We start from the raw sequence: 18,534 nt of genomic DNA, 5'->3' as shown, positions 1-18,534 counted from the left end.
GCGGCTTTCAGCACGTTGCGTCACGGGGGGCAAGCCGACGCCGGGTCAGCCTTGGCCCGCGGGCCGGCATGACGCGATGCTGCCCGCATCGAAAGGGAGGAAATCGATGAAGAAGACCGTCTTGAGCCTCGCGCTCTGCGTCCTGGCAGGGGCCGCGTCCGCCGATCCGCTGGAAGGGCTCTGGGCCACGGCGCCCGACGACAACAACAACCGCGGGATCGTGCGTGTCGAGTCCTGTGGCGCCGCGCTTTGCGGTACGCTGATCGAGGCGCGCGATCCCTCGGGCGCGCGCATGGAGTCGCCCAATGTGGGCCGGCAGATCATCTTCGACACCACTGCCTCGGGTGGCGGAGAGTATCGCGGCAAGGTCTGGTCGCCCGACCGCGACAAGACCTACAACTCGCGTCTTCAGCTCACCGGCGATCAGCTCTCCGTTTCCGGATGCGTGTTGGGGATCTGCCGCGACGGGGGCACCTGGGTGCGCGTGAACTGAGTTCTGCCCAATAACCGGGCGCCGGACTTGCCGGGCGCCCGGTTCTTCAGCACACTCCTCTTCCGGGCGGGCGCCGGTTTCCGTGTCGCCGTGCCACGGCCCCGCGACCGCGCTAGGCAGGCGGTCGCACCGACAGAGAGGAGACGTCCCTTGTTCCTGAAGCACGCATTTGCCCTGGGCCTAGTCGTCACGGCGGGCTCGGCCGCCGCGCAGACCGAAGTGCCCTTCGCGCTCGACTGGAAGTTCGAAGGCCCCGCCGCGCCCTACTTCCTGGCCATCGACAACGGCTACTTCGAGGAAGAGGGCCTCGACGTGGAAATTTCCGCCGGAAACGGGTCGTTGGACGCCATTCCGAAAGTGGCCACGGGTGCGTTTCCCGTGGGCTTCGCCGACATCAATTCGCTCATCAAGTTCCTCGACCAGAACCCTGGCGCCCCGGTGACCGCGGTGATGATGGTTTATGACAAGCCGCCCTTCGCCGTGATCGGGCGCGTGTCCCAGGGCGTCGAGGAGCCGGCCGACCTCATGGGCCGCACCCTTGGCGCGCCGCCGCCGGACGGCGCCTGGGCGCAGTTCCCGATCTTCGCCGCCGAGAACGATCTGAACATGGACGAGATCACCGTCGAGCCGGTGGGCTTTCCCACGCGCGAGCCCATGCTGGCCGAGGGCGAGGTCGACGCGATCACCGGCTTCTCCTTCTCGTCCTACCTGAACCTCGTGCGTCTCGGCATCCCCGAGGACGACATCTCCACCATCCTGATGGCCGATCACGGGGTCGACCTCTATGGCAATGCGGTCATCGTAAACACCGAATATGCCTCGGAAAATCCGGAGGTGATCGAGGGCTTTCTCCGGGCCGTGGCGAAGGGCTGGCAGGACGCCATCGCCGATCCCGAAGCGGCCACGGCCAGCCTGATGGAGCGCAACCCTGCCGCCGACGCGGAGCTCGAACAGCGCCGCCTCCAGCTCTCGATCGACGCAAACGTCATGACCGACTGGACCATGGAGAACGGCTTCGGCCCGATCGACGACGCGCGCATGGAGAGCGCGCTCGAGCAGATCGCCTCGACCTACCAGTTCGAGCAGGAACCGGACGCGAGCCTCTACTTCACCGGTGAATACCTGCCGGAGGGCGGCTTCTCGCTCGAATGATCGAAAGCGGACACGGGTCCTCTAGGGGGCCCGTGTCCAGCCAGCGCCGCGGGGGACGCGTGGACAAGCTCATCGACATCAAGAACGTGCGGCACGCCTACCAGACCCAGGACGGGCGTCTGCCGGTGCTGGACGGGCTCGACATCTCCGTCCCCGAGGGCGGTTTCGTCGCGGTGGTGGGCCCCTCGGGCTGTGGCAAGTCCACGCTGACCAAGCTGATCGCGGGCCTGATGAAGCCGGACGAGGGAGAGGTCTGGCTGCACGGAAAACGCGTGACCTCGCCGCGCTCAACGGTCGGCATGGCCTTCCAGAATCCGGTGATGCTGGAATGGCGGACGATCCTTAAGAACGTGATGCTCCCGCTGGAGATCGTCGCCTCGAAGATGTCCCGCCGCGAGCAGGAGGAGCGGGCTCGCTACCTGCTGGCGCTCGTCGGCCTGGAGGGCTTCGAAGACAAGCGTCCATCGGAGCTTTCCGGCGGCATGCGCCAGCGCGCTTCGCTCTGCCGTGCACTCGTCCATCAGCCCGATGTTCTGATCCTCGACGAGCCCTTCGGCGCGCTCGATGCCTTCACGCGAGAGGATCTTTGGCAGACCATGCACCAGGTGAAGGCGAAAGAGCCCTTCACCTGCGTCCTCATCACCCACGATCTGCGCGAATCCATCTTCCTGGCCGACCAGGTCGTCGTGCTCTCCCAACGGCCCGCCCGGACACAATACGTTCTCGACGTACCGGACACGGGTCCACGCGATCTCGATCACCTCTACACGCCCGAGGCGGCCGAAATGCTCAACATTCTCCGGCACCAGATCGAGGTGGCCCAGGGCCGCGCGCCCGCGCAGCCGGAGGCTGATGAGGTCCCCGAGCCGCCGCCGGGCTCGACCGCTCAAGGAATGGTGTGACGCCAATGGCTTATGTTCCCACGCCCCTGACCAGCGCGAAGGATGCGGCAGCGCCGCACGCCAGGTCGGTCGCCTCCTTCCTGACCAGCCGCGCCGTGGTGGCGCCGCTCGCGGCGGTCGTCGTCTTCCTCGTCCTCTGGGAACTGCTGGTCCGGGTCAACGGCTGGCCGGACTACGTCATGGCCTCGCCGTCGGACCTGCCGCCGGCCTACGCGGACTACTGGTCGCTCTTCCTCGTCATGGGCTGGCAGACGCTCTGGCGGACGGTCGTCGGCCTTGTCCTCGCAGTCATCGTCGGTGTGCTGATCGGCATGGTCATGGGGTTCTCGCGGGTCATGCGCGAGGCGCTCTATCCGCTTCTGGTCGGCTTCAACGCGATCCCGAAGGCGACGGTCGTCCCGATCGTCGCGCTAATGTTCGTCGGCGCGCACGACTTCAATACCGTCCTGATCGCCTTCATGATTTCCTTCTTTCCCATAGCCGTGTCCGTTTCCATCGGCCTGTCCACGCTGGAGCCGGAATACCGCGACATCCTGCGGTCGCTGGGGGCCAGCCAGACGACGATTTTCTGGAAGATCGCCCTGCCCAAGACGCTTCCGGAGTTCTTCGGCGCGCTCAAGGTCGCCGTGACTCTCGCCTTCATCGGGACGAACCTGATGGAAATCGTCTCGCCCCATGGACGCGGGCTCGGAGCGCTGTTCGACAGCGGCAAGACGAATTCCGACTACCCGCTGATGTTCGCGGTCCTCATCGCGCTCGCGTTCCTCGGGATCGTTCTCTACTATGTCGTTGTCGCGCTTGAGAAAATATTCGCCGGATGGGCGGAAAGATCGCCGACGTGACACGCGCCCAAAATTGGAGCGCCGTCCGTTAACCAATCATCAACCTTCGGTCGAGTAGCTTGCCCCCGGACAAACTTTCGGAGGAGGGCAGCATGCCGAGGGACCTGACGGACAGAAGAGTGCGGCGCACGCGGGCGCGGTTGGCGATGGCGGCGCAGGCGATGCTGGAGGAGGGTCGGTGGCACAGTGCCTCGGTCCAGGACCTGGCGGATCGCGCCGATCTCGCACGATCGTCCGTCTACGCGCATTTTACCGGCAAGGCCGCGGTCCTGCACCTTCTCGTGGATCGCGCCCTGACCGGCGCCGAGGAGGAGATGGGCGGGCTCGTCCGGAGAGAGGGCCGTCTGCTGACGCTGGCCTGGCTCTCCTGGCATGTCCGCAGCCTGCGGCCGCTCTACCGCGAGGTCCTGGGCCTGCGCGGTCCGGCGGACCTGCGCCGTAAGCTCGCCCTGCGCGTGGAGAGCCTGCTCGCCATCGAGCTGCGGCGTAGCGGGCAGGAGCCGGCACCGGAGACCGTGCGCTTCGTCGTGGCGGGACTGCTCGCCGTGCTGGAGGACTGGGTCGCCAAGAAGGACGCGGCGCTCACCGGCGACCTGGAGGAGAGGCTCAGCACCATGGTCCGGCCGCTGCTGCCGGTTCCGGTCGCTGCCTGAGGCAGGCTAGGGCCGCCAGGAGAGGAAATTGGCGATGAGGCGAAGCCCCGTCGCCTGACTCTTCTCCGGATGGAACTGGGTCCCGACGACCGTGTCGTGTGCGACGATGGCGGTCACGGGGCCGCCGTAGTCGACATGCGCCAGCCGGTCCGCCGGCCGCTCGACCTCCATCTGGTAGGAGTGGACGAAGTAGGCGTGATCGCCCGTCGCCACGCCTTCCATCACGGGATGCGCGCGTTCGACCACCAGGTCGTTCCATCCCATGTGGGGGATCTTCAGGGCCGGGTCGGACGGCGCGATCCGGCGGATGGCACCGGGGATCCAGCCGAAGCCCTCGGCTGTCTCGTATTCGTAGCCGACGCTGGCCAGAAGCTGCATCCCCACACAGATGCCCAGAAGCGGATGACCCTCCACCTCGACGGCCTGGCGCAGCGCCTCCGGCAGTCCCGGACAGTCGTCCAGTGCCGAACGGCAGGCGGCGAAAGCGCCGTCTCCCGGCAGGACCAGCCGGTCGGCCGAAGCCACCACATCGGGATCGGCGCTCACCGTCACCGGCCCGCCGCCGACCTCGGCGGCCATGCGTTCGAAGGCCTTCTGCGCCGAGTGCAGGTTGCCGCCCGCGAAATCGACGAGAACCGTGCTCACAATGCCCCCTTGGTCGAAGGGATGGCGTCGGACTTGCGCGGGTCGGGCTCCACAGCCACTCGCAGTGCTCGGGCGACCGCCTTGAAGGCGGCTTCGGCAATGTGGTGGCCGTTGATCCCGTGGAGCCGATCGATGTGAAGGGTGATCCCGCCATGTGTCGAGAAGGCCTGGAAGAACTCGCGCACAAGCTCGCTGTCGAAGCTGCCGATCTTCTGCGACGGCAGGTCGAGATTGCAGACGAGATAGGGCCGGCCGGAGAGGTCGAGCGCGGCGCGGACGAGCGCGTCGTCCATCGCCAGGTGGCAATCGCCGTAGCGGCGGATACCGCGCTTCTCGCCGAGCGCCTCACGCAGGGCCTGGCCGAGGGCGATGCCCACGTCCTCCACCGTGTGGTGGTCGTCGATGTGCAGGTCGCCGTCGCAGCGCACGGTCATGTCGATCAGCGAGTGCCGGGCGAGCTGGTCCAGCATGTGATCGAAAAAGCCGACACCCGTCCGGTTGTCGTAGGTGCCGGTGCCGTCGAGGTCGATCGTCACCTCGATGACGGTTTCGGACGTCCGTCTGGAAATGGTCGCGCGTCGCATGGGCTCTCCGCAAGCAGGAACGCGCCGCTTATAGGCAGCGCGTCCCTCCGTGAAAAGCGCCCCGAGGCTCGGTTGGGGTCAGGCGGTCTCGGGTGTGGCCCCTCGGGGCGTCCGGCCTCTCCCGCCAGCCCAGGAGACGGCGCGTTCACCCAGTTTCTTGAACTTGTCCGAGGTCTGATCGAGCTGGGCCTGCCACTCGGGGTTGGGCTCCTGTCCATCCGTGACCTTGAAGTAGGCCTGCAGCAGGCAGGCGATCGCGAAGGGCTCGATCAGCGCGACCTTGACCGCCCAGGCGAAGAGGACCGCGAAGACGAAGCCGCCGGCGGACCAGGCGCCAGGCAGGATGTAGACGACCGCCGCCGCCGGCGCGAGCATGATGAAGAAGACGAAGATCGACACCGCCCAGGTGATGAGCGTGAGCCAGGCCGCGTTCGTCAGCATCGCCTTGCCGTTCTGCGCATAGAGCACCAGCGCCTCCTTCGCGGAGGCGTAGGGGTTCTCGGACTTCGTGCGGATGTTGTGCGCGAGGATGACCTCGTCGACCAGCCCGACCGCCATGCGAAGGTAGGCCCGGACGATCCCCATGAGCTGGGACAGCCCAGGGATCGGCAGGACGGTCATGAGCCCCTGGATCAGGCCGGTGATGGCGCGCACCACGCCCTTGATAAGCTGGTCGACGGCGAAGAGGACCGAGGCCTCGCCGAACCGCTGGGTGACGATCTCGCGCGCGTAGGCGATCTGGCCCTGGCCCTTCGGCAAGTCGCGGCCCTCGAGGTACTCGACCATCACGGCGATGTGCCCGGCCTTCACGATGTAGAGGAGGTATTCGCGCAGGAAGTAGATCACGCCCGCCGTCAGGGCGAAGCCGATGACCCCTCCGTAGAAAGTGCTGCCCGCCTGGAAATCCGCGTCGCCGAAGTTGCCGATGCCCCAGCCGATCCCGGCGCCCGCGCCGGTGACCACCACGTAGGCGACAGCGATCCCGAAATAGACGAGCATCCGGAAAATCACGAACGGCGCCGTCTTCCGCATGATCGCAAAGGCTTTGGTCGCGCTGAAATCCATCATGAGCCTGTCCCCTTCTGTCCCGCGCCGAGCCTGTTCGAATGCGGAATGTGACGCAAGGGCAGCGTTCCCGGACATGTGTCCGGCAGCGCCCGGTCAGGCGTCCGGAGCCGGACCCTTGTCCGTTGCCGCGAGATACCACGCGCGAAGCGCCGCGCGGTGCTCTGGCTCCATGGCGGTGAGATTGCCCGGCGGCATGGCGTGGGTCACGCCCGCCTGCAGGTAGATCGCCCGCGCATTGCGGGCGACGTCGGACCGGGTTTCGAGCAGTACGCCCTTGGGCGCCCACTGCATGCTCCCCCAGACGGGCTCTCGGGCGTGGCACATGGAGCAGCGGCCGACGACGATGTCATGCGCCGCGTCGAACCCCTCGGCCTCGGCGAAGCGCGACTCGAGCGGGGTGAGGGGGCGGGCCTCGGCCTCCTCGTAGGTCTCCTGCCGGAGGGGCGCGGTGGAGAGCCAGGCGATGCCGATGAAGAGAAGCACGGTGGCGGCCCAGGTCCACCACGGAGTGCCGCCGCGGGCGTGCATCGTGTTGAAGAAGTGCCGGATGGTGACGCCCATCAGGAAGACCAGCGCGGCGATGATCCAGGCGTACTGGGTCGAGGTCGCCAGCGGGTAGTGGTTCGACAGCATCAGGAAGACCACCGGCAGCGTCAGGTAGTTGTTATGGGTCGACCGGAGCTTGGCGATCTTGCCGTATTTCGCGTCGGGTTTCCGGCCCGCCTTGAGGTCGGCGACCACCACCCGCTGATTCGGCATGATGATGAAGAAGACGTTGGCCGTCATGATCGTCGCGGTAAACGCGCCGAGGTGGAGCATCGCAGCCCGGCCGGAGAAGACCTGGTGGTAGCCCCAGGACATGGCGACGAGGATGACGAAGAGCAGCAGCATCAGCGTCGTCGGCCGGTCCCCCAGCGGTGACTTGCAGAGCAGGTCGTAGAGCACCCAGCCCAGGCCGAGCGAGCCCGCCGAGATCAGGATGCCCTGCCAGAGGGCGAGGTCCGCCTTCTGCGGGTCGATGAGGTAGAGCTCGCCCCCCACCCAGTAGATGATGGCCAGAAGCGCCGCTCCGGAGAGCCAGGTGGAATAACTCTCCCATTTGAACCAGGTCAGGTGCTCGGGCATCGCGTCGGGGGCCACGAGATACTTGCGGATGTGGTAGAAGCCGCCGCCGTGGACCTGCCATTCCTCGCCGTCTGCGGGGCCGGGGATGTTCCGGTTCAGGCCGAGGTCGAGGGCGATGAAGTAGAACGACGAGCCGATCCAGGCGATGGCCGTGATGACATGAAGCCAGCGGACCGCGAAGCCCGCCCAATCCCAGAGCACAGCGTAATCGTACATGGCTCGTCCTTTCGTCCCTCGCTTGCACTTGCCGCGATTTTCGGGGGAGGCTCAAGGGGAGCGGGCCCGACCGGGTCGCGATGACGCGGAAATGGGCAGGACAGCGGGGACGCGGGCATGGTGGAGGCGATCTCGGTCGAGCCGATCACGGCGGAGGCCTTCGGCGGCTACGGCGAGGTCCTGGACTGCGCGGGGGAGCCGGACCGGATCATCAACCAGGGTCTCTGCGGCCGCTACCATGACCGGGCACGGATGGATTTCGGGGCGGGCCGCGCGGGGATCAGCCTCTTCCGGGCGGAGCCGCGGGAGCTGCCGCTGACGCTGGAGATGGTGGAGCGGCATCCCGAGGGGAGCCAGGCCTTCGTGCCGATGAGCCTCGATCCCTTCCTCGTCATCGTCGCGCCGGACCTGGCGGGCCGGCCGGGGCGGCCGCGCGCCTTTCTGACCGAGGCGGGACAGGCGGTGAACCTCCGGCGCGGGGTCTGGCACGGGGTGCTCACGCCGCTCCATGCGCCGGGGCTCTTCGCCGTAGTGGACCGGATCGGGGAGGGGGCCAACCTGGAGGAGTACTGGTTCGATACTCCCTACGAGGTTCGGCGGACCACGGGGGCCTGACCTTGGGCGGTGCGGCTGTCCAAGTTTGGACAGCGGGTCAAGCGCCTGTAACGGAACGGGAAAAGAGTTAATTTAACTTTTCCCCCTGCGGGCCCTCATCCCCTTGCAGCACCGGGGGCCCGGCTCTAGCGTCCGCGCGAAGGCAGAGAGCGGAGTGATCTGATGGACGCGTTGACCGAAGAGCTACTGGCCGCCGAAACCGACGTCTGGGAGGCGATGCAGACCGGCGACGCCCGCGCCGACCGGGCGGCGTTGTCCGACGACTTCCTGGGCGTCTTCCCCGACGGCTACTCGGGCCGCGAGGATCACGTCGCACAGCTGGCCACCGGCCCCAGCATCCGCGACTTCACCCTCAGCGAAGCGCGGTCGATGCAGGTGGGCCCGGATCACGGGCTGCTGTCCTACCGTGCGCGCTACACGCCGGTGGTCGGCGGCGCGGAGGAGGAGATGTACGTCTCCTCGCTCTGGCGCCGGGACGGACCGCGCTGGATCAATATCTTCAGCCAGGACACGCCCACGGGGCGGGCGGTCCCGTGAGCCTCGCCGCGCGTCTCACGCGCTGTCCGCAGCCCTACGACGGGGATCGGGGCGAGGAGGCGCGGGCGCGCTGCGGAGAGCTTGCGCCGGAACTGCGCGACCTGATCGCGGGGGCGGCGGGCTGTTCGCCCTATCTCGCCGGGCTGGTGCAGGCCGAGCACGACTGGCTGGGCGAGGCGGTCGAGGACCCGGAGGGAGCGCTCGAATCCGAGCTGTCGCGCGTGGCCGCTTTGGAGCACGACGACCTCGGCCCCGAGCTGCGCCGTGCCAAGCGGCGGGTGGCCCTGCTGGTGGCGCTCTGCGACCTTGGCGGCGCCTGGGAACTCGAGGAGGTGACGGGCGCTCTGACGCGGCTCGCGGATGCGGCGGTCGACGTCACCATCCGCCGGCTCTGCGCCCGCGCCATGGAGCGCGGCAAGCTGACCGACCAGGCCGGGGAGACGGCGGGCATGGTGGTGCTCGCCATGGGCAAGGGCGGCGCCTACGAGCTCAACTATTCCAGCGACATCGACCTCATCTGCCTCTTCGACGACGAGCGGCATGCGCCCGAGGATCTCCCCGAGGTCCGCTCGGCGCTGGTGAAGATCACGCGGGAGATGTGCCGCATCCTCTCGGACAGCCGGGACGGCGGCTACGTCTTCCGCACCGACCTGCGGCTGCGGCCCGACGCCTCCGTCACGCCGCCCTGCCTGCCGATGGCCATGGCGGAGAGCTACTACGAGAGCGTGGGACGCACCTGGGAACGCGCCGCCTATATCAAGGCCCGCGCGGCGGCGGGCGAGATCGAGGCGGGCGAGCGTTTCATCGAGACCCTGCGCCCCTTCGTCTGGCGCAAGCACCTGGATTTCGCCGCGATCCAGGACGCGCACGACATGCGTCTGCGGATCCGCGACCACAAGGGCCTCGGCGGGCCCTTCCGCTTGCCGGGCCACGACATGAAGCTGGGGCGCGGCGGCATCCGGGAGATCGAGTTCTTCACCCAGACCCGCCAGCTGATCGCCGGCGGGCGCGATCCCGACCTGCGGGTGCGCGGTACGGAAGAGGGGCTCGTCCGGCTCGCCGAGGCGGGCTGGGTGCCGAAGGAGACGGCGGAGGCGCTCTCGACGCATTACCGCGCTCACCGGGAGGTCGAGCACCGGCTGCAGATGATCAACGACCAGCAGACCCACAGCCTGCCGAAGGAAAGCGAGGGCTTCGACCGGCTGGCCGCCTTCATGGGGATCGAGGCCGAGACCCTGCGCCGGACGCTGACCGAGCGGCTGGAAGCGGTGCACGAGCTGACCGAGGATTTCTTCGCCCCCGACGACGCGCCCGAGGAGACGGGCGACGGCTTCGGCGCGGAGACGGCGGACCGCTGGATGAGCTACCCGGCGCTGCGGTCGCCCCGCGCCGTGGAGATATTCAACCGGCTGCGGCCGCAGATCATGGGCAAGCTCAAGGAATCCGCCCGCCCCGAAGAGGCGCTGGCGCAGTTCGACGGCTTCCTGCGGGGCCTGCCCGCGGGGGTGCAGATCTTCTCGCTCTTCGAGGCGAACCCGCCGCTGCAGCAGCTCATCGTCGACATCTGCGCCACGGCGCCGGCGCTGGCGCAGTACCTCTCGCGCAATGCGAGCGTGCTGGACGCGGTGATCGCGGGAGAGTTCTTCGCCCCCTGGCCGGGCGTCTCGGCGCTGCGCGAGGGGCTCGACGAGGCCATCGCCGAGGCCGAGGACTACGAGACCAAGCTCGACGCCGCCCGGCGCTGGGCGAAGGACTGGCATTTCCGCGTCGGCGTGCACCACCTGCGCGGGCTGATCGACGCCGACGAGGCGGGCCAGGAGTATGCCGATCTCGCGGAGGCGGTGGTCGCCGGGCTCTATCCCTGCGTGGTCGAGGAATTCGCGGCCAAGCACGGCGCGCCCCCGGGACGCGGGGCGGTGGTCATCGGCATGGGCTCTCTCGGGGCCTCGCGGCTGAACGCGACCTCGGACCTGGACCTGATCGTGATCTACGACCCCGACGGCGTGGACTCCTCCGAGGGCCGCCGCCCGCTCGCCGCGCGGGCCTACTACGCGCGGCTCACGCAGGCACTGGTGACCGCGCTCTCGGCGCCCATGGCGGAGGGGCGGCTCTACGAGGTCGACATGCGGCTCAGGCCCTCCGGGCGGTCGGGGCCGGTGGCGACGCAGCTCTCCGCCTTCGCACGCTACCAGAGGGAAGAGGCCTGGACCTGGGAGCACCTCGCCCTGACCCGTGCGCGCCCCGTGGCGGGTTCTGAGGCGCTGGCGAGAGAGGTCGAGAAGGTCCGCTGCGAGGTCCTGGCCGAGCGGGGCGGCACGCGGGACGTGGCCGCCGACGTGGCCGAGATGCGCCGCCGCCTGGCCGAGGCCAAGTCGCCCCGTGGGGCCTTCGACGCCAAGACGGGGCCCGGGCGGCTGCAGGACATCGAGCTCTGCGCCCAGGCGGTCGCGCTGCGGGCCGGGTCGGAGGAGCGGCGTCTCCGGGGGCAGCTCGGGGATGCGGTGGCGGCGGGGCTGCTCTCCGAGTCGGATTCGGAGGCGCTTTACGGCGCCGCCGCGCTCTTCTGGGGGCTCCAGGCTTCGTCGCGCCTGCTGACGGGCGAGCCGCTGGACCTCGACGCGGTGGGCGCAGGGGGCCTCGGGCTGATCCTGCGCGAGACCGGAATGGCGGACGCCGACGCCCTGAGGTCGGAGATGGAGCGGCGCGGGACGGCGGCGTCGGAGATCATCGGCCGGGTGATCGGAGGAGGCGCGGATGCGGGATGAGCTGGACCCCAAGGGCCTGATCGCGGAGGCCTACCGGATCGAGGGGATCGCCGCCGAGGAATGCCGGTCGATCTTCTTCGACTGGGCGCTCTCTCTGCCCGACGGACAGGACCCGCGCGAGGCGGTGACCGTCATGCTGGAGCGGCACGGGCAGGAGGGCCACCCGATGACCGCGGTGCTCAGGGAAGGGGCCTCGGAGCCCCTGCGCCGGGGACGGCGCGGCGGGGCCTCCGGGCGGCGCGGCTAGCGCGAGAGGGCGGCGGCCTCGGTCGCGAGCGCGGTGATCGCGGGCCAGTCGGCGGCGGCGACCTTGTCCTTGGGCGCGACCCAGCTGCCGCCCACGCAGAGCGTGTTGTCCAGCCGCAGGTAGTCCGGCGCGTTCGAGAGCGTGACGCCACCGGTCGGACAGAACCTGACCTGGGGCAGGGGGGCGCCGATGGCCTTGAGGGCGGGCGCGCCGCCGTTGGCCTCGGCGGGGAAGAACTTCTGCACGGTATAGCCGCGCTCGTAGAGCTTCATCACCTCGGTCGCGGTGGCCGCGCCGGGAAGAAGGGGCAGGTCGTTGGCCTCGCAGGCGTCCAGCAGGCGCTTCGTGGCGCCGGGGGAGACGCCGAAGGTGGCGCCCGCTTCCTTGGCCTTCTCCACGTCCTCGGCGGTGAGCAGCGTGCCCGCGCCCACGACGCCGCCCTCGACCTTCGCCATCTCCCGGATCGCGTCGAGGGCCGCGGGCGTGCGCAGGGTGACCTCGAGCGCGGGGAGGCCGCCCGCGACGAGGGCGGTCGCCAGCCCCTCGGCCAGGCTCGCGTCGTCGAGGACGAGCACCGGGATCACGGGGGCCAGTCCGCAGACCTTGGCGTTGAGTTCGGAGGCGTGTTCGGGGGTCATCTCGGGTGTCCTTCTGGTCGCGTGTCGGAGGCCGTCGAGGCCCGCTGGCGGAGGTATCCGGGGTCTGGCTCAGACCACCACCGCGGCCCCGTCGGCCGCAAGTCCGCAGTTGGCGCGGAAGGCGGCGAAGAGCTCGCGGCCGACGCCGGTGCCGTTGCCGGTGAGATCGGCTTGGGCCGGTTCGCGCCCTTCGAGCGAGGTGAGGCACTCCAATGTGCCCGCCTGCGCGTCGAGCCGCACCAGGTCGCCGTCGCGCAGCAGCGCGATCGGACCGCCGTTGGCGGCCTCGGGGCTCATGTGGATCGCGGCGGGCACCTTGCCCGAGGCGCCGGACATGCGTCCGTCGGTCACCAGCGCCACCTTGAGGCCACGGTCCTGGAGCACGGCGAGTGTCGGGGTCAGCCCGTGCAATTCCGGCATGCCGTTCGACTTGGGCCCTTGGAACCGGACGACGACCACGGTGTCCTCTGTGAATTCGCCCGCCTTGAAGGCCGCCTTCACGCTCTCCTGGTCGTGGAAGACGCGGGCCTTGGCCTCGATCGTCTGGCGCTCGGGTGCGACGGCGGAGACCTTGATGACCCCGCGGCCGAGATTGCCCGAGAGCTGCGCGAGGCCGCCGGTCTTCTGGAAGGGATCGGAGGCCGGCCGCAGGATCTTCTCGTTCTTCGAGGTGGTCTCGGCCTTCTCGTAGGTGATCCCGGCGGCGGAAAGCTTCGGCTCGTGGGTGTAGAGCTCCAGCCCGTCGCCCGCGACGGTCTTGGTGTCGTCGTGCAGGAGGCCGGCGTTCAGAAGCTCGCCGATCATGTACTGCAGGCCGCCCGCGGCGTGGAAGTGGTTCACGTCCGCCAGCCCGTTCGGGTAGACCTTCGCCATGAGCGGCGTGACCGACGAGAGGTCGTTGAAGTCCTCGATGTCGAGGATCACGCCCGCACAGCGCGCCATGGCCGGCAGGTGCAGCACGAGGTTGGTCGAGCCGCCCGTCGCCATGAGCCCGACGATCCCGTTCACGAAGGCCTTCTCGTCGAGGATGTCGGAGACCGGGCGGTAGTCGTTGCCGAGGGCGGTGATCTCGAGCGCCCGCTCGGTCCCCGCGACGGTCAGCGCGTCGCGCAGCTCGGTGCCCGGGTTCACGAAGCTCGCGCCCGGCAGGTGCAGGCCCATGAACTCCATCAGCATCTGGTTGGTGTTCGCGGTGCCGTAGAAGGTGCAGGTGCCCGGGCCGTGATAGCTCTCCATCTCGGCCTTCATCAGCGCGTCGCGACCGACTTCGCCGGTGGCGAACTGCTGGCGGACCTTGGCCTTCTCGTCGTTGGGCAGGCCGGAGGTCATCGGCCCGGCGGGCAGGAAGATGCCCGGGATGTAGCCGAAGGTCGCCGCCGCCATCACGAGGCCGGGCACGATCTTGTCGCAGACCCCGAGGTAGACCGCCGAATCGAAGGTGTTGTGCGAGAGCCCGATACCCGCCGCCAGCGCGATCACGTCGCGGGAGAAGAGGCTGAGCTCCATCCCCGTCTGGCCCTGGGTGACGCCGTCGCACATCGCCGGCACGCCGCCCGCGACCTGCGCCGTCCCGCCCGCGGCGCGCGCGGCGTCGCGGATGATCTGCGGGAAGCGCTCGAAGGGCTGATGCGCCGAGAGCATGTCGTTGTAGGCGGTGATGATCCCAATGTTGGCCACGTCCGTGGTCGCCATCGCCTCCTTGTCGGGGGCGTTCGCGGCATAGGCGTGGGCCTGGTTCGAGCAGCTCAGGTGCGCCCGGCGGGGCCCGTCCGCGGCAGCCGCGGCCATGCGGTCGAGATAGTCGCGGCGCGGCTTCTCGGAACGGGCGATGATACGGTCGGTGACTTCGGCGACGGTCCGGTTGAGGGCCATGTGGGCATCCTTTCCTCGCGTTTCGGAGGCCGTTTAGCAGGTGGCGTTACCGCTAACAACCGGTCAGGCCGTCCCACTGGCAGGAAGAGTGCACCGGTCCCGGCGGAAATGCACGGGAGGGGGCCGGTTTCCGGCCTCCGCGCCTCCGCGATGCCCGGAGCTTGGGCAGGCGCCATGCGCGGGAGCCCGCGAGAGCCCCGTCTTGGGCCTTTCGCGCCTGCTCGCGAGGCTTTAGGGGACACGGCCATGGAATCCAGCACACTCCCCACCGTCCGACTGATGCCCAAGGCCGAGGCCCGCGCGGTGCGGCACGGCTTTCCCTGGGTCTATGCCAACGAGCTCGTGCTCGACCGGCGGACAAAGGCGCTCGAACCCGGCAGCCTCGCGGTGCTCGAGGACGCGGGCCGGATCGCCATGGGGCTCGTCGCGGTCAATCCGCTGAGCCGGATCGCCGCGCGGATGCTGGACCCGGTGCCGGGGGCCGTCATCGACCGCGCGTGGTTTGAAAAGCGGATCGCGGCGGCGCAGACCCATCGCGCGCTGCTCTACGACGCGCCGTTTTACCGGCTGATCCACGCCGAGGCCGACGGGTTGCCCGGCGTCGTGGTGGACCGCTTCGGCGATGTGGCGGTGATCCAGCCCAATGCGGCCTGGGCGGAGCGGCTGCTGCAACCGCTCGTCGAGGCTCTGGTCGAGGTGACGGGCGTCACCACGGTGCTCAAGAACGCCTCCGGCCGTGCCCGCGCGCTGGAGGGGCTCGACGAGACCTCCGAAGTGCTCGTGGGGCAGGCGCCCGAGGGGCCGGTCGAGGTGCCGATGAACGGGGCGACCTACATGGCCGACCTCACCGGCGGGCAGAAGACCGGCCTCTTCTACGACCAGCGGCCGAACCAGGCCTTCGCGGCGGGACTGGCGCGGGGTGCACGGGTGCTCGACGTCTTTTCGCACGTGGGCGGCTTTTCCCTCGCCGCGCTGGCGGGCGGGGCGGAGCGGGCCCTGGCCGTGGACAGTTCCGCGCCCGCGCTGGAGCTTGCCCGGAAAGGCGCCGAGGCGAGCGGCATGGCCGAGCGTTTCGACACCCGGCAGGGGGATGCCTTCGACACCCTGGCGGCGCTGGGGGCGGAAGGTGAGAGCTTCGAGCTCGTCGTCTGCGACCCGCCGGCCTTCGCCCCCTCGAAGAAAGCGCTGGAGGCGGGCCTGCGGGCCTACGAGCGGATCGCCCGGATGGCTGCCCCGCTGGTCGCGGACGGCGGATACCTGGTGCTCTGCTCCTGCTCCCACGCGGCGGATCTCGCCAAGTTCCGGGCCGCCTCGGCGCGCGGCATCGGCAAGGCCGGCCGGCGCGGGCCCATCGTCTACGAGGGTCGTGCGGGCGCCGACCACCCGGTGCTGCCGCAGCTCGCCGAGACGGGATACCTCAAGGCGCTGGTCTTCCGCCTGTGAGAGAACCGCTCGTCCGGCCGGGCCGCCGGCCGCGTCTCTTCCTCGACGCCTGCGTGCTCTACCCGACGGTGATGCGGCAGGTGCTGCTCGGTCTGGCGCGCGAGGGGTTCTACGCGCCCCGGTGGTCGGCCCGGGTGCTGGAGGAATGGGCGCTCGCCGCCGCCAAGCTCGGACCGGCGGGAGAGGAGCAGGCGCGCGTCGAGGTGGCCGAGACGCGGGAGGCCTTTCCGGAGGCCGAGGTCGGCGCGGCGTCCGAGCGGGGGCTGAGCCTGCCGGATCCGAACGACCTGCACGTTCTGGCGGCCGCAGTGGCCAGCTCATGCGACGGGATCGTGACCGAGAACGCGAAGGATTTCCCGAGGGGCGCGCTGGCGGACGAGGGGCTCGCCCGGATCGGGGCGGACCAGCTGGCGATGGAGTGCTTCGCCGTGGACGCGGAGGCGGTGGCCCGGGTCGGCAACGGCGTGCTGGCCGAGGCGCGGCGGCTGTCCGGGGAGGACTGGGAAATCCGGCCGCTCATGCGCAAGGCGCGGATGCCGAAGCTGGGGAAGGCCCTGGCCGACTGAGCCGGGAGATTGCAGATTTGCGACTTGGCTGGTGCGAGGTCCACCGGATTTGGCTGCGGACTTGCACTTTTCCGATCAGCGCGCCTTCGGCACCGGGTCCCGGAAATGCTTTGAGAGCTTCAGCCCTTGGCCCTGGTAGTTCGACGCGATCTCCTGCCCGTAAAGCTGGTCGGGTGCCTCGGCCATCCGCTCGTAGACCAGCCGGCCGACGATCTGGCCGTGTTCGAGCACGAAGGGCGCCTCGTGGCAGCGCACCTCCAGCACGCCCCGCGCGCCCTGTCCCCCCGCGGCCTCGTGCCCGAAGCCGGGGTCGAAGAAGCCCGCGTAGTGCACGCGGAACTCGCCCACCATGGCGAGGTAGGGCGCCATCTCGGCGGCATAGGCGGGCGGAATGGTGACCGCTTCGCGGCTGACGAGGATGTAGAAGGCGCCGGGGTCCAGGATGATCTGGCGGTCGGTCGCGTGGACCTCCTCCCAGAACTCCGCCGGGTCGTACTGGCCAATCCGGTCGAGGTCGATGACGCCCGTGTGCGGCTTGGCGCGGTAGCCGACCAGTGTGCCGGTGCGCGGGGCGAGGTCGACCGAGAAGCCGAGGCCCCCGTCGATGCGCGGCTCGCTGTCCACCAGCGGGCTCTCGTCGTGGAGCGCCCGAAGCGCCTCGTCCGAAAGCCGCGCCTCGCCCTCGCGCAGGCGCAACTGGTTGAGCCGCATGCCCGGCCGCACCAGCACCGAGAAGGAGCGGGGACAGATCTCGGCGTAGAGCGGCCCCTCGTAACCCGTCGCGATGCGGTCGAACTCGGTGCCCCCGTCGGTGATCGTCCGCGTGAGGAGGTCGAGCCGGCCCGTCGAACTCTTGGCGTTCGCGACGGCATGAAGACCCGCGGGCAGCGCGAGCCCCTCCTGCAGGGGGACGAGGTAGACGCAGCCCTTCTCGAGCACCGCCCCGGGGGTGAGATCGATCCGGTGCATCTCGAACTCGTCCAGGCGCTCGGCCACGCTGCGGCCCTGTCCCGCGAGGAACGAGGCCCGGACGCGGTAGGCGGTCTGCCCGAGTCGCAGGTCGAGAGAGGCGGGTTGGATCTGGCCCTCGGCCAGGGGCGCGTCGCAGGCGATCACGCCGGTGCGGGTGAGGTCCTCGATCCGCTGGCGGGGCAGGACACCGGTCATCGCAACTTCCTCCGCGCGGATCGCGAAACGCCCGCCCGGGTGAGGGGCGGGCGTTGCGAAAATGGTCGGGCTAGCAGGACTTGAACCTGCGACCTTCCGTCCCCCAGACGGACGCGCTACCAGGCTGCGCCATAGCCCGACGTGGAGCGTCTTCTACCGAACTGAGAGACACGTGCAACCCTCGAAATCAGCCTCGTGACGCTTCCCGGCCCGGCTCCTGCCGAAGCCGCTCCGCCAGGGCCTCGAGCCGCGAGGTGACCCGGGCGAGGCGGTCGGGATCGGCGGCGAGCCGGTCGGCATGAGCGAGGTAGGCCAGCAGGCCCGGCTCAGGCTCCGCGGTGGCGGGCTGGACAGGGGCAGGGGCTTCGGCCTCGCCGGTGGGAGCGGCCTCGGCGGCCTCGACGGGCGCGTCCTCGGCCTCCGGGCGACGGGTTCCGAAGGGCAGCTGGGGCTGGCCGGTCTCGTGCTCCGGGTCGGGATGCGGGATGACTCGCGGGCCCTCCTGGGTGCCTTCGTCCGACAGCGGCGGGCTCGGCGGGTCCTCGGGCGTCTCCGGGGGCTCCTCCGGGAGGGGCTCGAACTCCGGCGGCGCCTCCTCGGCGGCCGCGGGGGCCTCCGCCGCCTCCGGCTCAGGGGCCTCCTCTGGGGCGGGTGGCGTCTCGGGAAGTTCCAGGGGAACCACGTTGTCCGGCTGCGGCTCGGCCTCGGCGGCGTCCGTCACCTCTCCCTCCGCCATGCCGAGAGAGGCGACGTGGCGCACGCCCTTCTCGCGCAGGAGCTTCTGGGCCCCCTTGATGGTCAGGCCCTGCTCGTGGAGCAGCGTCTTGATCCCGGCGAGCAGCGCCATGTCGTCCGGCCGGTAGTACCGGCGGCCCCCGGCGCGCTTGACCGGCTTGATCTGGGGAAACTTGCTCTCCCAGAAGCGCAGGACATGGGCCGGGGTATCCAGCCACTCCGCGACTTCGGAGATCGTTCGAAAGGCGTCCCTGGACTTGGGCGGCATC

General features: G+C 69.6%; 19 protein-coding genes and 1 tRNA gene. 11 read left to right on the top strand and 9 right to left on the bottom strand.

What is annotated here, in order from left to right:
• Positions 1 to 106 precede the first annotated feature (106 nt).
• The 5 genes from F3S47_RS17510 to F3S47_RS17490 all read left to right on the top strand — a co-directional run bounded on the left by F3S47_RS17510 (position 107) and on the right by F3S47_RS17490 (position 4,042).
• Positions 107 to 493: a DUF2147 domain-containing protein gene (locus F3S47_RS17510; protein ID WP_150446603.1), complete on the top strand. Its 387-nt coding sequence runs from the start codon at positions 107 to 109 to the stop codon at positions 491 to 493.
• A 150-nt stretch (positions 494 to 643) separates the two neighbouring features.
• Positions 644 to 1,645: an ABC transporter substrate-binding protein gene (locus F3S47_RS17505; RefSeq protein WP_150446602.1), complete on the top strand. Its 1,002-nt coding sequence runs from the start codon at positions 644 to 646 to the stop codon at positions 1,643 to 1,645.
• Positions 1,646 to 1,704: 59 nt separating this feature from the next.
• Complete coding sequence (locus F3S47_RS17500) at positions 1,705 to 2,547, top strand: ABC transporter ATP-binding protein (protein ID WP_150446601.1); 843 nt, start codon at positions 1,705 to 1,707, stop codon at positions 2,545 to 2,547.
• Between the two features lie 5 nt (positions 2,548 to 2,552).
• Positions 2,553 to 3,389, top strand: a complete 837-nt coding sequence (locus F3S47_RS17495; RefSeq protein ID WP_150446600.1) for an ABC transporter permease — start codon at positions 2,553 to 2,555, stop codon at positions 3,387 to 3,389.
• 92 nt (positions 3,390 to 3,481) lie between these two features.
• The gene (locus F3S47_RS17490; protein WP_150446599.1) at positions 3,482 to 4,042 is read left to right on the top strand and encodes a TetR/AcrR family transcriptional regulator; all 561 of its coding nucleotides are present in this window, start codon (positions 3,482 to 3,484) and stop codon (positions 4,040 to 4,042) included.
• Positions 4,043 to 4,048: 6 nt separating this feature from the next.
• Here the strand turns inward: F3S47_RS17490 and hisH are convergent, their stop codons facing one another.
• The 4 genes from hisH to F3S47_RS17470 form a co-directional block, all read right to left on the bottom strand.
• Entirely contained in the window at positions 4,049 to 4,687 is a 639-nt protein-coding gene (gene hisH / locus F3S47_RS17485) for an imidazole glycerol phosphate synthase subunit HisH (RefSeq protein WP_150446598.1), read from the bottom strand.
• Complete coding sequence (gene hisB / locus F3S47_RS17480; RefSeq protein ID WP_150446597.1) at positions 4,684 to 5,271, bottom strand: imidazoleglycerol-phosphate dehydratase HisB; 588 nt, start codon at positions 5,269 to 5,271, stop codon at positions 4,684 to 4,686. Before hisB ends, hisH begins: the two co-directional genes overlap by 4 nt.
• Positions 5,272 to 5,349: 78 nt before the next feature.
• On the bottom strand, positions 5,350 to 6,339 hold the full coding sequence (locus F3S47_RS17475; RefSeq protein WP_150446596.1) for a hypothetical protein: 990 nt from the start codon (positions 6,337 to 6,339) through the stop codon (positions 5,350 to 5,352).
• Between the two features lie 93 nt (positions 6,340 to 6,432).
• Positions 6,433 to 7,680, bottom strand: a complete 1,248-nt coding sequence (locus F3S47_RS17470) for a urate hydroxylase PuuD (protein WP_150446595.1) — start codon at positions 7,678 to 7,680, stop codon at positions 6,433 to 6,435.
• Between the two features lie 117 nt (positions 7,681 to 7,797).
• Here F3S47_RS17470 and F3S47_RS17465 point away from each other — a divergent pair, with 117 nt between their 5' ends.
• The 4 genes from F3S47_RS17465 to F3S47_RS17450 all read left to right on the top strand — a co-directional run bounded on the left by F3S47_RS17465 (position 7,798) and on the right by F3S47_RS17450 (position 11,844).
• On the top strand, positions 7,798 to 8,295 hold the full coding sequence (locus F3S47_RS17465) for an ureidoglycolate lyase (RefSeq protein ID WP_191090234.1): 498 nt from the start codon (positions 7,798 to 7,800) through the stop codon (positions 8,293 to 8,295).
• Between the two features lie 162 nt (positions 8,296 to 8,457).
• Positions 8,458 to 8,832 (top strand): nuclear transport factor 2 family protein, encoded by a 375-nt coding sequence (locus F3S47_RS17460; protein ID WP_150446594.1) that lies wholly within the window; start codon positions 8,458 to 8,460, stop codon positions 8,830 to 8,832.
• Positions 8,829 to 11,597: a [protein-PII] uridylyltransferase family protein gene (locus F3S47_RS17455; protein WP_150446593.1), complete on the top strand. Its 2,769-nt coding sequence runs from the start codon at positions 8,829 to 8,831 to the stop codon at positions 11,595 to 11,597. Before F3S47_RS17460 ends, F3S47_RS17455 begins: the two co-directional genes overlap by 4 nt.
• On the top strand, positions 11,587 to 11,844 hold the full coding sequence (locus tag F3S47_RS17450; RefSeq protein ID WP_150446592.1) for a hypothetical protein: 258 nt from the start codon (positions 11,587 to 11,589) through the stop codon (positions 11,842 to 11,844). The genes F3S47_RS17455 and F3S47_RS17450 overlap by 11 nt, the downstream gene beginning before the upstream one ends.
• On the opposite strand, the gene eda is transcribed toward F3S47_RS17450, so the two are convergent.
• Entirely contained in the window at positions 11,841 to 12,482 is a 642-nt protein-coding gene (gene eda, locus F3S47_RS17445) for a bifunctional 4-hydroxy-2-oxoglutarate aldolase/2-dehydro-3-deoxy-phosphogluconate aldolase (RefSeq protein WP_150446591.1), read from the bottom strand. The two genes, F3S47_RS17450 and eda, sit on opposite strands and share 4 nt — an antisense overlap.
• A 69-nt stretch (positions 12,483 to 12,551) precedes the next feature.
• On the bottom strand, positions 12,552 to 14,354 hold the full coding sequence (gene edd / locus F3S47_RS17440; RefSeq protein WP_150446590.1) for a phosphogluconate dehydratase: 1,803 nt from the start codon (positions 14,352 to 14,354) through the stop codon (positions 12,552 to 12,554).
• A 246-nt stretch (positions 14,355 to 14,600) separates the two neighbouring features.
• Here edd and F3S47_RS17435 point away from each other — a divergent pair, with 246 nt between their 5' ends.
• Both F3S47_RS17435 and F3S47_RS17430 read left to right on the top strand, forming a co-directional pair.
• Positions 14,601 to 15,797, top strand: coding sequence for an RSP_2647 family RNA methyltransferase (locus tag F3S47_RS17435; protein ID WP_223877871.1), 1,197 nt, complete (start codon positions 14,601 to 14,603; stop codon positions 15,795 to 15,797).
• Entirely contained in the window at positions 15,794 to 16,363 is a 570-nt protein-coding gene (locus F3S47_RS17430) for an RSP_2648 family PIN domain-containing protein (RefSeq protein WP_223877870.1), read from the top strand. Before F3S47_RS17435 ends, F3S47_RS17430 begins: the two co-directional genes overlap by 4 nt.
• A 75-nt stretch (positions 16,364 to 16,438) precedes the next feature.
• Here the strand turns inward: F3S47_RS17430 and F3S47_RS17425 are convergent, their stop codons facing one another.
• The 3 genes from F3S47_RS17425 to F3S47_RS19620 form a co-directional block, all read right to left on the bottom strand.
• Positions 16,439 to 17,530: a 2'-deoxycytidine 5'-triphosphate deaminase gene (locus F3S47_RS17425; protein WP_150446589.1), complete on the bottom strand. Its 1,092-nt coding sequence runs from the start codon at positions 17,528 to 17,530 to the stop codon at positions 16,439 to 16,441.
• A 62-nt stretch (positions 17,531 to 17,592) separates the two neighbouring features.
• A tRNA-Pro gene (locus tag F3S47_RS17420) sits at positions 17,593 to 17,669 on the bottom strand.
• Between the two features lie 48 nt (positions 17,670 to 17,717).
• On the bottom strand, positions 17,718 to 18,533 hold the full coding sequence (locus tag F3S47_RS19620; protein ID WP_223877869.1) for a MerR family transcriptional regulator: 816 nt from the start codon (positions 18,531 to 18,533) through the stop codon (positions 17,718 to 17,720).
• Position 18,534 lies beyond the last annotated feature (1 nt).

The sequence above is a fragment of the Histidinibacterium aquaticum genome, from assembly GCF_008710275.1.
Taxonomy (GTDB): Bacteria; Pseudomonadota; Alphaproteobacteria; order Rhodobacterales; family Rhodobacteraceae; genus Oceanicola; species Oceanicola aquaticus.
Note: the sequence above shows the minus strand (reverse complement) of the source record. Positions and strands in the feature narration are given on the sequence as shown.